This window comes from Vibrio sp. 661 (assembly GCF_033339315.1).
Lineage (GTDB): Bacteria > Pseudomonadota > Gammaproteobacteria > Enterobacterales > Vibrionaceae > Vibrio > Vibrio alginolyticus.
In genome coordinates, this window is record NZ_JAWOUJ010000018.1 from 1 (window position 1) to 13,083 (window position 13,083).

The 13,083-nt window shown below is 47.4% G+C and carries 15 protein-coding genes; 7 read left to right on the top strand and 8 right to left on the bottom strand.

Annotated elements, in window-relative coordinates; all coding sequences use genetic code 11:
* Window positions 1-161 precede the first annotated feature (161 nt).
* Window positions 162-710: a gamma carbonic anhydrase family protein gene (locus tag R7P69_RS20880; RefSeq protein ID WP_005379096.1), complete on the top strand. Its 549-nt coding sequence runs from the start codon at window positions 162-164 to the stop codon at window positions 708-710.
* A gap of 7 nt (window positions 711-717) precedes the next feature.
* Here the strand turns inward: R7P69_RS20880 and R7P69_RS20885 are convergent, their stop codons facing one another.
* From R7P69_RS20885 to R7P69_RS20900, 4 genes are all read right to left on the bottom strand, one after another.
* Window positions 718-981, bottom strand: a complete 264-nt coding sequence (locus R7P69_RS20885) for a DUF1488 domain-containing protein (protein WP_005379090.1) — start codon at window positions 979-981, stop codon at window positions 718-720.
* Between the two features lie 3 nt (window positions 982-984).
* Entirely contained in the window at window positions 985-1,818 is an 834-nt protein-coding gene (gene aroE / locus R7P69_RS20890; RefSeq protein ID WP_025768913.1) for a shikimate dehydrogenase, read from the bottom strand.
* Between the two features lie 101 nt (window positions 1,819-1,919).
* Window positions 1,920-2,837 carry an oxygen-dependent coproporphyrinogen oxidase gene (hemF, locus tag R7P69_RS20895; protein ID WP_053350839.1) on the bottom strand — a complete coding sequence of 306 codons (918 nt, stop codon included), beginning with the start codon at window positions 2,835-2,837 and terminating at the stop codon, window positions 1,920-1,922.
* Between the two features lie 47 nt (window positions 2,838-2,884).
* Entirely contained in the window at window positions 2,885-3,442 is a 558-nt protein-coding gene (locus R7P69_RS20900; protein ID WP_005379084.1) for an L-threonylcarbamoyladenylate synthase, read from the bottom strand.
* 199 nt (window positions 3,443-3,641) lie between these two features.
* Between R7P69_RS20900 and purE the strand changes: the two genes are divergently transcribed.
* Together purE and R7P69_RS20910 are read left to right on the top strand one after the other, a co-directional pair.
* On the top strand, window positions 3,642-4,127 hold the full coding sequence (gene purE / locus R7P69_RS20905; protein ID WP_005379082.1) for a 5-(carboxyamino)imidazole ribonucleotide mutase: 486 nt from the start codon (window positions 3,642-3,644) through the stop codon (window positions 4,125-4,127).
* A 4-nt stretch (window positions 4,128-4,131) separates the two neighbouring features.
* On the top strand, window positions 4,132-5,265 hold the full coding sequence (locus R7P69_RS20910; protein WP_085570044.1) for a 5-(carboxyamino)imidazole ribonucleotide synthase: 1,134 nt from the start codon (window positions 4,132-4,134) through the stop codon (window positions 5,263-5,265).
* A gap of 56 nt (window positions 5,266-5,321) precedes the next feature.
* Here the strand turns inward: R7P69_RS20910 and R7P69_RS20915 are convergent, their stop codons facing one another.
* The 4 genes from R7P69_RS20915 to R7P69_RS20930 all read right to left on the bottom strand — a co-directional run bounded on the left by R7P69_RS20915 (window position 5,322) and on the right by R7P69_RS20930 (window position 8,637).
* Window positions 5,322-5,891, bottom strand: coding sequence for a type I DNA topoisomerase (locus R7P69_RS20915; RefSeq protein WP_085570045.1), 570 nt, complete (start codon window positions 5,889-5,891; stop codon window positions 5,322-5,324).
* Window positions 5,892-5,967: 76 nt separating this feature from the next.
* Window positions 5,968-6,447: a DUF494 family protein gene (locus tag R7P69_RS20920; RefSeq protein ID WP_005379074.1), complete on the bottom strand. Its 480-nt coding sequence runs from the start codon at window positions 6,445-6,447 to the stop codon at window positions 5,968-5,970.
* A gap of 2 nt (window positions 6,448-6,449) precedes the next feature.
* Window positions 6,450-7,559, bottom strand: a complete 1,110-nt coding sequence (dprA, locus tag R7P69_RS20925) for a DNA-processing protein DprA (protein ID WP_085570046.1) — start codon at window positions 7,557-7,559, stop codon at window positions 6,450-6,452.
* Window positions 7,543-8,637 carry a LysM peptidoglycan-binding domain-containing protein gene (locus tag R7P69_RS20930; protein WP_017821578.1) on the bottom strand — a complete coding sequence of 365 codons (1,095 nt, stop codon included), beginning with the start codon at window positions 8,635-8,637 and terminating at the stop codon, window positions 7,543-7,545. The genes dprA and R7P69_RS20930 overlap by 17 nt, the downstream gene beginning before the upstream one ends.
* A gap of 138 nt (window positions 8,638-8,775) precedes the next feature.
* Between R7P69_RS20930 and def the strand changes: the two genes are divergently transcribed.
* The 4 genes from def (at window position 8,776) to trkA (ending at window position 13,079) form a co-directional block, all read left to right on the top strand.
* Entirely contained in the window at window positions 8,776-9,294 is a 519-nt protein-coding gene (gene def / locus R7P69_RS20935; RefSeq protein WP_005379068.1) for a peptide deformylase, read from the top strand.
* A gap of 33 nt (window positions 9,295-9,327) precedes the next feature.
* Window positions 9,328-10,275 carry a methionyl-tRNA formyltransferase gene (gene fmt / locus R7P69_RS20940; RefSeq protein ID WP_005461453.1) on the top strand — a complete coding sequence of 316 codons (948 nt, stop codon included), beginning with the start codon at window positions 9,328-9,330 and terminating at the stop codon, window positions 10,273-10,275.
* Window positions 10,276-10,355: 80 nt separating this feature from the next.
* Complete coding sequence (gene rsmB / locus R7P69_RS20945; protein ID WP_017821576.1) at window positions 10,356-11,639, top strand: 16S rRNA (cytosine(967)-C(5))-methyltransferase RsmB; 1,284 nt, start codon at window positions 10,356-10,358, stop codon at window positions 11,637-11,639.
* A gap of 63 nt (window positions 11,640-11,702) precedes the next feature.
* Window positions 11,703-13,079 carry a Trk system potassium transporter TrkA gene (trkA, locus tag R7P69_RS20950; protein ID WP_005379062.1) on the top strand — a complete coding sequence of 459 codons (1,377 nt, stop codon included), beginning with the start codon at window positions 11,703-11,705 and terminating at the stop codon, window positions 13,077-13,079.
* The last annotated feature ends 4 nt before the right edge of the window (window positions 13,080-13,083 follow it).

The window sequence follows — 13,083 nt, forward strand, 5'->3', positions numbered from 1 at the left end:
TCAGCGAGGTGGCATTATAGAGATTGCGATCACATTGGCAAGCCCTTTTTCTCGTTTTTTTTGATTTTTTTATCGTTTGGGTGTTTTTTATTCTAAAAGGCGAGTTTTCACTACTATTCTACCTCCATACACCCTGTAATCGCCCTGAATAAGGAAAAAAGATGAGCTCAATGAGAAGCTACAAAGGTATAAAGCCTGAACTTGGTGAGCGTGTTTACGTTGACCCAACCTCTGTTTTAGTCGGTGATATCCGAATTGGCGATGATTCTAGCATTTGGCCATTGGTAGCAGCGCGAGGCGATGTAAACCACATTCACATTGGTGATCGAACGAATATTCAAGATGGCAGTGTTTTGCATGTCACCCATAAGAACGCCGAAAACCCAAACGGCTACCCATTGATTATTGGTAATGACGTTACGATTGGCCACAAAGTGATGCTGCACGGTTGTGAGATCCACGATCGTGTTTTGGTTGGTATGGGAGCTATTGTTTTAGATGCTGTTGTAATTGAGTCAGAGGTGATGATCGGAGCAGGCAGTTTAGTGCCACCTGGGAAAGTATTAGAAAGTGGCTACTTATATGTTGGAAGCCCAGTAAAACAAGCTCGCCCTCTATCAGAAAAAGAACGAGCTTTCTTGCAAAAGTCTGCCAACAACTATGTGCAGAACAAAAACGACTACTTAAATGAAGTAAAAGACTTGAACTAAAGCCCTGTTAACCGATGATGATATGGCCTTCTTCGTTGAAGGCTTCATCTTCTATTAGCTCTTCAGCCATTTCTTCTAGGTCGAATCGGTAATCAGTAAAAACTTTAATTGCCGCTTGCTCAGTTTCAATCAGTGAACCACTGAGCTTTTCTAGCTTTTGTTTCGTCACAAAGCACTCTATTAGTGCGCCTGATTGTTGCGCCGAAAAGTTTACCGATTGTGATACTTCATCCCATGATTGAATATCTGGGAATAAGATGGATTGATTCATCGCTTATTGGCCTTCAAGGTTCTTTCTTAGTTCTCTGAGAATTTGTTTGGCACCAGGACGTAAGCCACGCCAGAGCATAAAGCTTTCCGCAGCCTGCCCAACTAACATTCCAAGACCGTCATACGCATGAGCGGCACCATTCTCTTTTGCCCATAAGTTAAAGCTCGTCACCCCTTTGCCATAAATCATGTCATAGCTTGTACTGTTAGCGGCAAAGATGGAGGATGAAATAGTCGGCAGTTCACCACTAAGAGAAGCGGATGTGGAGTTAATGATGACATCATACTCTTTATCAATACTTGCTATCTCTTTGGCGAGGATAGGACCGTGAGAGACAAACAGCTCTGCAAGCTCCTGTGCTTTACTAAAGGTACGGTTGGTAATGGTTAAAGAGGTCGGCTTTTGATCAAGTAGTGGCTTAATAACACCACGAGCTGCACCACCAGCGCCAATAATTAGGATTCGCGCGCCTTCCAATACAACCTGATGCTGAAGCAGATCTTGCACTAAACCTGCACCATCAGTGTTGTCACCGATGATTTCACCATCGTCTAACTTCTTGAGGGTATTTACCGCGCCTGCTAACTGAGCCCGTTCTGTCAATCGACTAGCAAATTGATAAGCATCTTCTTTAAATGGCATAGTGATGTTACACCCCTTGCCACCTTCAGCAAAAAACACCTTCGCCGCGTCAATAAAACCATCAACAGGTGCACTTTCTGCGGTGTACACCAAAGATTGATTAGTTTGACGAGCAAACAAGGTGTGAATGAATGGCGACTTACTGTGTCCGATAGGATTACCAAACACGGCATAGCGATCGATTTGCTGGGTCATTTCCTTACCTTTGTTCCTTACTTAGATATAGAGAAAACAGGGCCACCTGATTACAGATGACCCTATCACTATCTATCTATATAGAAAAGGAGATTCCGTGCTTACCACTCTCGTGGCGTTAGGTATCGCTCGTAAAGTTCAGCTTCTGGCGATCCCGCTTCTGGCTCGTAGCAGTACTCCCAGCGAGCGAGCGGCGGCATTGACATCAGAATCGACTCAGTACGCCCACCACTTTGTAAACCAAATAAGGTACCACGGTCATACACTAAGTTGAACTCTACGTAACGGCCGCGACGATATAGTTGGAATTCACGCTCACGCTCACCATACTCGATCTCTTTACGACGAGAAACGATCGGCAAGTAAGCCTGGCAATAGCCTTCACCGACTGCTTTGATGTAAGCAAAACACTTATCAAATTCCCACTGGTTTAGATCATCAAAGAACAAACCGCCAACACCGCGAGTTTCATTACGATGTGGTAGGAAGAAGTATTTGTCACACCATGCTTTATGCTCTTGGTAAACATCGTCACCAAATGGCGCACAAAGCAGTTTTGCAGTGTCGTGCCATGATTGGCAATCTTCTTCAAATGGATAGAACGGCGTTAGGTCAAAACCACCACCAAACCACCAAATTGGGTCTTCGCCATCTTTTTCTGCAATAAAGAAGCGGACATTGGCGTGTGAAGTCGGTACATAAGGGTTTTTAGGGTGAATAACCAAAGAAACACCCATCGCTTCAAAACGACGACCCGCTAGCTCTGGACGATGCGCTGTCGCAGATGCTGGCATTTCTTTCCCTTCCACATGCGAGAAGTTCACGCCTCCCTGCTCGAAAACAAGGCCATCACGCATAACACGTGAGCGCCCACCGCCACCAAGACGTTCGCCCGGTTCACGATGCCATGCATCCTCGACAAAGACGGCCTTTCCATCTTCTTGTTCTAACTGCTGACAAATGGAGTCCTGAAGTGACATCAAGAACTGCTTTACGGCGTGCTTATCGATCGCTGACATACGTTATTACCTATTACGTGAAACCTAATGATGGCTGGCTAGCAGGGTTAACCCTGTCTTAATATTTGTGAAGTTTTGGCGTCACGAATCTCGCTGGGTTTATCACGACCGCTGGTCTCGCCACGAAGAATGGCGACCAGCTTATCACCCAACTGTTCTTCGACTTCTTCCGTGGTCATACACGGTGGTAAGCCGGAAAGATTCGCGCTGGTAGAGGTTAACGGCTTTCCGAATGCATTACACATTTTTTGCACCAAAGGATGATCAGTCACACGAACCGCAATTGAATCAAACTGCCCTGAAACCCAGTTGGATACTTTATCGCTCGCTGGCATGATCCAAGTGTATGGGCCTGGCCAAGTGGCATGAACAGTCTGTAATTGTTCTTCAGTCAACTGAGATTCATCAATATAAGGCAAGAGCTGATCGTAACTTGCCGCGATGAGAATCAGCCCTTTTTCTACCGGACGCTGCTTGAGCTCTAATAGCTTTTGAATTGCTTCTGGGTTATCTGGATCACATCCGACACCAAAAACCCCTTCTGTTGGATAGGCAATCACTTCGCCTTGCTTGAGTGCGTTGAGCACTTGTTCAAAGTTATCCACCGATTACTTCCTATTTGTTTGACTGTGTTGTTTTCACTAAGTGTACAAATATTCATTCTCAGACACTAAAGCAATTTTTTTATAAAATGTATCAATAGCGCCAACAACAAGACGCAAACGTTTGCTTGAGATAAAAATCCCCGTATAATGCGCACAAATTTATAGCTCACCTAATTTTTGCAGCTTAAAGGAGTTTGAGATGAAAGTCGGTATCATCATGGGTTCTAAATCCGATTGGCCAACCATGAAACTAGCAGCGGACATGCTAGATCAATTTGGCGTGCCTTACGAAACAAAAGTCGTGTCAGCACACCGAACTCCTCAATTACTGGCTGACTACGCCAGTGGCGCAAAAGAACGCGGCATCAAAGTTATCATCGCAGGCGCAGGTGGTGCAGCCCACCTACCAGGTATGGCGGCGGCGTTTACTAGTTTGCCAGTGCTTGGGGTTCCCGTTCAGTCTCGTGCACTGAAAGGTATGGATTCACTACTTTCTATTGTACAGATGCCAAAGGGAATTGCGGTTGGTACATTGGCGATTGGCGAAGCGGGCGCAGCAAACGCCGGTATCCTAGCTGCGCAAATCCTAGGCACTCATGATGAAAACATCATGGCGAAGGTAGAAGCATTCCGTAATGAGCAAACGGAAACAGTTCTCGCAAATCCAAACCCTGCAGAGGATTAATCAGATGCATGTACTGGTTCTTGGTGCGGGTCAGTTGGCTCGTATGATGTCTCTGGCTGGTGCGCCACTGAATATTCAAATTTCAGCTTACGATGTCAGCAGCGGTGATGTCGTTCACCCTTTAACTCAACAGGTACTTGGCCATGGCTTGGAAAATGCGATTACGCAAGTTGATGTGATTACTGCCGAGTTCGAGCATATTCCACATGACGTGCTCAAGGTTTGCGAAGCGAGCGGCAAGTTCCTACCAAGTACGCAAGCCATCAAAGCAGGTGGTGATCGCCGTATTGAAAAAGCACTGCTTGATGATGCTGGCGTGCGCAACGCGAAATACTACGTCATTGAAACTCGTGAAGACTTTGAGCGCGCAATTGAACACGTTGGTATGCCAATGGTTCTGAAAAGTGCATTGGGTGGCTACGATGGTAAAGGCCAATGGCGCTTAAAAGAAGCTTCTCAAGTCGACGACATTTGGACTGAGATGGCAGAGTGCATCGCGGCAACACCAACTCAAGCGATTGTTGCTGAAGAGTTTGTTCCTTTTAACCGCGAAGTATCACTAGTTGGTGCTCGAAGCAAAGATGGAAATGTGGAAGTGTACCCTCTGGCAGAGAATGTTCACACCAACGGTGTATTGAGTCTTTCTACTGCGATTGATGCGCCAGGGTTACAGGAACAAGCAAAGCAAATGTTCACGGCAGTCGCAGATAGCCTAGATTACGTTGGCGTATTAGCGCTTGAGTTCTTTGATGTCGATGGGGCACTTTTAGTGAATGAGATTGCTCCACGCGTGCACAACTCTGGTCACTGGACACAGCAAGGTGCAGAAACGTGTCAGTTTGAAAACCATCTGCGCGCAGTGTGCGGCTTACCATTAGGTAGTACGAAATTGGTTCGTGAAACCTCAATGATCAATATTCTTGGTGAAGACACACTACCAGATGCATTGTTATCAATGGATGGTTGCCACCTTCATTGGTATGGCAAAGAGAAACGTGCAGGTCGCAAGATGGGACACATCAACGTGTGTGGCGACTACCCAGGAGAATTGCACCGTAGGTTGTGCGCCCTGGCAGACATCTTAGACCCAATAGCTTTCCCAGCCGTGCAAGCGTTCGCTAAACAGTCTCAACACTAACGTTTGGCAGCAAAAAAACAAAAAAGGGTCGCACGATGCGACCCTTTTCAATTCATTTAACCTTGCTGGGTGTGCTGACACTTACGATTAGCACATTGCAATTTCACACCACTGGCAAGTTTCTTCTCCACCAACAGAGTAAAACCACACTCTTCGCATCGCCCCTTGACCGGAGCAAGGTTCACAGCAAATTTGCATTTAGGGTAGTTATCACACGCGTAGAATGTTTTGCCAAATCGGGTTTTACGCTCAACCAAATGTCCTTTGCCACATTCAGGGCAAGCGTGTTGTTCTTGTGACTGCGCCTCTGGCTCTGGTTGATTAATCGACTCAATATGATGACAAGCCGGGTAGTTACTACAACCGACAAACATGCCGTAGCGCCCTTGGCGGAGTACCAACTCATTGCCACACTCAGGACAAGGCACACCCAACTCTTTCACGATGTGCCCATCATTGCTGTGTAGCGGTTTAATGTAATCACAGCTTGGGTAATGGTTACAGCCGAGAAATGGGCCATGTTTTCCGTGCTTGAGAGCTAGCTCACCACCACATTTTGGACACGGCTCGTGTTCCAAAGCGTGTTCATGGGCAGAGAAAAGGGTGTTGTCGATTTTACTACTCATACTTACCGTTTCGTGAAAAACACACAAAAAGACAAGCTCGCGTTTATTCTAGCTAAACTCGAGCTTGCCCAGATGGTTAGTGAAGAATCCCTTGTTCCTTGGTGTACAACAGCTCTTCCATTAGCGTGTAAGCGTTTTCGTTACCAGGCACATTGAACAGCACCATCAGAATGATCCATTTGAGGTCTTCAAGCTCAAACTCACTCGTTTCTAATCCCATCACTCGGTCAATCACCATTTCGCGAGTTTCTGTGGTTAACACATTTATTTGCTCGAGAAACAATAGAAACCCTCGGCATTCCAAATCTAAACGCTGCATCTCTTTCGCTGTGTAGATACGAGTTGATGACGAAGCCATGCAAGTCGAGATTGCAGAAGAGGTGTCACTTTGCTGCAATGCGGCAAGCTCTTCTAACCAGACAAGGGCTTTGTAGATATCTTTTTGTTGGAAGCCTGCACGGAGCAATTCTTCTTCCAACTCGTCTTGTTCGACCTGTAACTCTGCATCGCTATGGATGTAGGTTTCGAATAGATACATCAGTATATCCATCATCATAGCTAGCCCCTCCCCTTTCGAATATAGCCACCTGAAACCGCAACGACATGCCCAGAGAGTTCTAACTCTAAGAGCTGCATCATGACTTCTTGGACAGGTATATTGGTCCTGTTTGCAAGAATATCAACCGGTGTAGCTTCACTTCCTACGTTAGCTAACAGCTGAGGAAATGGCAATTCTTCTTCATCATTTAACGTAGAAAATAAATCGGTACTCTGATTAATAGACCAATCAAGCAAGGACTGTATTTCATCTAAGACATCTTTCGTCTTTTCTACTAGGCAAGCGCCATGACGTATCAACTGGTTTCCACCGCAGGCATTGGGGGCATTGATTGACGCTGGCAGCGCAAATACTTCTCGACCTTGCTCAAGCGCGTAACGAGCTGTAATTAACGAGCCACTCTTTTTCGCCGCCTCGACGACCAGCACACCAAGCGATAATCCACTAATAATACGATTACGACGCGGGAAGTTTTCTGGGCGCGGCTTGGCATTAGGCCGAAACTCAGACACCAAAGCCCCATGTTCAATAACACGTTGCGCTAAACCACGATGACGTGCCGGATAAATATTTTCTAAGCCAGATCCTAGCACCGCAATCGTCTTACCACCCGCTTGCAACGCACCATCATGCGCATGACCATCAATGCCTAAAGCGAGACCACTGGTGACAATAAAATCGTGCTGAACAAACTCTGCAGCAAACTGACGTGCATGCTGTAATCCATCAATACTCGCATTTCGACTGCCAACCATCGCGATTTGTGGCTGAGAGAGACAAGTAGGGTTTCCTTGAACAAAAAGTAGAGGTGGCGGTGCAACGATTTGTTTGAGTTGAGGTGGATAACGCGGGTCAGTCAGTGTCAGGATATGATGATTTGTAGAAGCCTCAAGCCAGCTTAAACAAGCATCGACTTCTTTATCTGTTGAAGCCCAAGCTTGAATTTGCTTAGTTGTTAACCCAAGTTGTTGTAGCTGTTCGGGAGAGAAGTTTACGATGTTACGCGGCGTGTCTCTTGCCAGTAGCTTATTCATTTTGACGCCGCCAATGCCTGGCAAACAACTCAGTTTTAACCAGGCAGCGAGATCATCGTTATTTCGTAGATTCATCGATGGTTAATTCGTCCGCCAACGGTGACACCACCGAAATATCTTGGTTAATGGGTTTCGTACTGTTAGTGATCAGTGCCAAGCTAAAGTACTCATAAGGACGAATGACCAGCAACTCACCAACTTTGCTTTGAGGCAAAGTAATTTTCTTATCAAGCACGCCAAACTCTTTCTTGAACTCATCGCCGTCTTTGTAAACTGGGTGCGCGTCTTCTTTTAAATCAAACACACTGCCTTGCTTGAGATTGTCTGACGTGCCTTTATCAATCACCACGACTTGGTTAGTTGAACTAAAGCGAATACCTTCGATATTACCTAGCAACTTTGCAGAACTGCCTTGTGGCGACGGCAGCGGATAGAACGTAGTCGTGAAGTCAGTATTCTCAACCGATTGATTTGGCAACGCGATATCGTTACGTAGGATTTCTTGCATTTGCGATGTAAGCTTCAAACCTGAATAATCACTCGAAGCTTCAACGAGCTCGCCTTTGGCAATCAAACGCAGCGCGGTAATCTCTTCGGACACATCGTCACGCGAAAAGGTAGCTACTGGTCGGTAAATAGCCCAACCTGTCGCGGTCTGATTGCCATTGATATACAGCACATCTTCTGCAGTCAGATACTTACTGCCTTTGCTGCTACCCATCACTTTTGCTGCTCTGTTCAACGAATCTTTATCTAGCAACCGATCCGATTTAAGGTAAGGCATCACCAAACCTTCCGCGACCGTTGGTACGGCTTTCTTTTCTGTGATGCGAGCTTTCGGGCTCAGCTTCTTAACCGGTTTTAGGCTCAACACGGGCTGACCGTTAATCCACACCAAAGACAGCTTGTCACCGGGATAAATTAAATGAGGGTTATCGATTTCCGGGTTTACTTGCCATAAACGAGGCCACAACCACGGGCTATCTAAGTACATGGCCGAAATATCCCATAGCGTATCGCCCTTCACAACTACATATGTTTGTGGCGCATCATCTTTAACAGTCAGTGGGTTCGCATCCACATTTGCTACAGCGTTGAAAGAGAAAAGTAACGGCAACGTAACACTGGCAACGTTGCGGAAAATTCGATTCATGACCCTCGTCCTTGGTCTATTAAGCAGGAACCAGAATGGAAATTGGTGCAAGGATGCTGTCATTTAGGCTATAAAATGTCTAGAATTGAGCCAACAAGGTTTGTGCTGTTTCGGCACAGTTCAATATTTCGAGTGAATATGTCTGTATTACAAGTATTAACATTCCCGGATGATCGCCTGCGCACAGTCGCAAAGCCTGTTGAAGCGGTGACACCTGAGATTCAAAAAATCGTCGATGACATGATTGAAACCATGTACGACGAAGAAGGTATTGGCCTTGCTGCAACGCAGGTTGATATCCACAAACGTATCGTAGTGATTGATATTTCAGAAACTCGCGATGAGCCGATGGTGCTAATCAACCCTGAGATTCTGGAAAAGCGTGGCGAAGATGGCATCGAAGAAGGCTGTCTGTCGGTACCAGGTGCGCGCGCACTTGTGCCTCGCGCTGCAGAAGTTACCGTTAAAGCACTGGATCGTGATGGCAAAGAGTTCACCTTTGAAGCCGACGACCTGCTAGCGATTTGTGTTCAACACGAGCTTGATCACCTACAAGGTAAGCTGTTCGTGGATTACCTATCACCACTGAAACGCAAACGCATTCAGGACAAGCTAGCGAAAATCAAACGCTTTAACGAGAAGCAGCAAAACGCTTAATCTCGAACCATACCAATTAGAAGGAAGTCTACCTTGAGTCAGTCTTTACGAATTGTCTTTGCAGGTACTCCGGATTTCGCCGCCCGTCACTTGGCGGCGTTGTTGTCTTCGGAGCATGAAGTCATCGCGGTTTACACAAACCCAGATCGTCCAGCGGGTCGTGGCAAAAAATTGGCTGCGCCACCGGTAAAACAACTGGCGCTAGAACACAATATCCCGGTTTACCAACCTGAAAGCTTTAAGTCCGACGAAGCGAAACAAGAACTTGCCGATCTGAACGCCGACCTCATGGTTGTCGTGGCGTACGGTATGCTGCTGCCACAAGCGGTTCTTGATACCCCTAAACTGGGTTGTATCAACGTACATGGTTCTATCCTACCTCGTTGGCGTGGTGCGGCTCCAATCCAACGCTCTATTTGGGCGGGCGATGCAGAAACTGGCGTGACCATCATGCAGATGGACATCGGTCTCGACACTGGTGATATGCTGAAGATTGCAACTCTGCCAATCGAAGCGACAGATACCAGCGCTTCAATGTACGAAAAATTGGCTGAGCTTGGTCCAGAAGCCCTGATTGACTGCCTAGCAGACATTGCTGCGGGTAAAGCAGTGCCAGTGAAGCAAGACGATGAGCTAGCGAACTATGCGAAAAAACTCAGCAAAGAAGAAGCACGCATCAACTGGAACGACGATGCGGCGCACATTGAGCGCTGCGTTCGTGCATTTAACCCATGGCCAATGAGCCACTTTGAGGCGGCAGAAAACAGCATCAAAGTATGGCAAAGCCGTGTGGCAGAGCAAACCAGTGACAAGCCAGCCGGCACCATCGTGCAAGCAGATAAAACCGGTATTTATGTTGCGACAGGCAACGGCGTACTGGTGCTAGAGCAACTGCAAGTTCCTGGCAAAAAAGCCATGTCAGTTCAGGATATTCTGAATTCGCGTGCGGCTTGGTTTGAAGTTGGCACTCTGCTGGTTTAAGCCATACTAGGGGTTATTATCCCCGATTATACGAACTTTTAGAGGGCAGAGATGCCCTCCTTTACTTTAAGGTACTCATCATGAATGTTCGCGCTGCGGCTGCTAACGTCCTGTATCTTGTCGTCGACAAGGGCCACTCACTTTCAAGCGCTCTTCCAGCGGCTCAACAAACGGTACGACCTCGTGACCACGCTCTGTTACAAGAGATCTGTTACGGTGCGCTACGTTACCTACCTCGCCTAGAAATGATCGCAAACCAATTGATGGATAAGCCGCTAAAAGGCAAACAACGTGTATTCCATCACTTAATTCTGGTTGGTATTTACCAACTGAGCTTCATGCGCATTCCTGCGCACGCAGCTGTCGGTGAAACGGTTGAAGGCACTAAAGAGCTGAAAGGTCCTCGTCTGCGTGGTTTGATTAACGCGGTATTGCGTAACTACCAGCGCAACCAAGAAGAACTCGACCAAATGGCCGTCAGCAACAACGCTGGCAAGTACGGTCACCCAAGCTGGTTACTAAAACTGCTGCAAGAGGCCTACCCACAGCAATGGGAAAGCATTGTTGAAGCGAACAACCAAAAAGCACCAATGTGGCTGCGTGTGAACCATCAACACCACACTCGTGATGAATACCTTGCGCTGCTCAAAAATGAAAACATTGATAGCACGCCACACACAGAAGCAATGGACGCCATAAAATTGGCCGCACCATGTGACGTGATGAAGCTACCTGGTTTTGAAAAAGGTTGGGTTTCGGTCCAAGATGCGGCGGCGCAGCTTTCGATCAACTACCTAAAACCACAAGACGGCGAACTGATTTTAGATTGCTGTGCAGCGCCAGGTGGCAAGACGGCGCACATTCTAGAGCGCACGTCAGGCAGTGAAGTGGTCGCGATTGACTGCGACGACACACGCTTGAAACGTGTGCATGAAAACCTGAAGCGTCTCAACCTTCAGGCAAAAGTGGTTTGCGGTGATGCGCGTAATCCACAAGAATGGTGGCAAGGCGAGCAATTTGATCGCATTTTGCTGGATGCCCCATGTTCTGCGACTGGCGTGATTCGTCGTCACCCAGACATCAAATGGCTACGTCGTGCAGACGACATCACCGCATTAGCAGAGCTGCAAAGTGAAATTTTTGATGCCATGTGGACGCAACTGAAGCCCGGCGGCACCATGGTTTACGCGACTTGTTCAATCACACCGCAAGAAAACGTGGAGCAAGTAAAAGCGTTTTTAGCACGTACCGCGGATGCGCAACTGCTGGATTCTGATCCCGACCAGCCTGGTCGTCAAATTCTACCAGGCGAAGAAGATATGGATGGTTTCTACTACGCAGTGCTAACTAAAACACACGCGTAACAGCATGCTAAATAGGGCGATTGAAGTGATTTCAATCGCCTTTTTCAGATACGAGAAAAGAGTATGAAGATCATTATTCTTGGTGCAGGTCAGGTTGGCGGCACACTGGCAGAAAACCTAGTGGGTGAAAACAACGACATCACCATCGTCGACAATAATGCCGACCGACTGCGTGAATTGCAGGACAAATACGACCTACGTGTGGTCAATGGCCATGCGAGCCATCCAGACGTGCTACACGAAGCTGGCGCGCAAGACGCCGATATGCTCGTCGCAGTAACCAACACTGATGAAACCAACATGGCCGCCTGTCAGGTCGCGTTCACTCTATTCAATACCCCAAACCGCGTTGCGCGTATTCGCTCTCCAGAATATCTAGCCGAAAAAGAAGCCCTGTTTAAATCTGGTGCTATTCCTGTTGATCACCTTATCGCACCAGAAGAACTCGTTACGAGCTACATCGAACGTCTGATCCAATACCCAGGCGCGCTGCAAGTGGTGAGCTTTGCTGAACAGAAAGTCAGCCTAGTGGCGGTAAAAGCCTACTACGGTGGCCCGTTGGTGGGTAACGCGCTGTCTGCTTTACGTGAGCACATGCCGCACATCGATACCCGTGTGGCAGCGATTTTCCGTCAAGGCCGTCCGATTCGCCCACAAGGTACCACCATTATTGAAGCCGACGATGAAGTGTTCTTCGTTGCAGCAAGTAATCATATTCGCTCAGTGATGAGTGAGCTTCAGCGCCTAGAAAAACCGTACCGCCGCATCATGATTGTTGGAGGGGGTAACATTGGCGCAAGCTTGGCAAAACGCCTAGAGCAAACTTACAGCGTGAAGCTGATTGAGCGTAACTACCAGCGTGCAGAAAAGCTCTCTGAGCAACTAGAAAACACCATCGTGTTCTGCGGTGATGCGGCAGACCAAGAGCTTCTCTCGGAAGAGAACATCGACCAAGTCGACGTCTTCATCGCGCTGACCAACGAAGATGAAACCAACATCATGTCTGCAATGTTGGCAAAACGCATGGGCGCTAAAAAAGTGATGGTGCTGATCCAACGTGGCGCTTATGTAGACCTGGTACAAGGCGGCGTAATTGATGTAGCAATCTCACCTCAGCAAGCCACTATTTCAGCCTTGCTAACGCACGTTCGTCGCGCTGATATCGTAAACGTGTCCTCACTTCGCCGCGGCGCTGCGGAAGCGATTGAAGCCGTCGCTCACGGTGATGAAAGTACATCTAAAGTGGTTGGACGTGCGATTGGAGATATAAAACTTCCACCTGGGACCACCATTGGTGCTATCGTTCGTGGCGAAGAAGTCCTTATTGCCCACGACCGTACGGTCATCGAGCAGGATGACCATGTTGTGATGTTCCTCGTCAACAAAAAATACGTATCAGACGTCGAAGCGCTATTCCAGCCGAGTCCATTCTTCCTCTAGGATT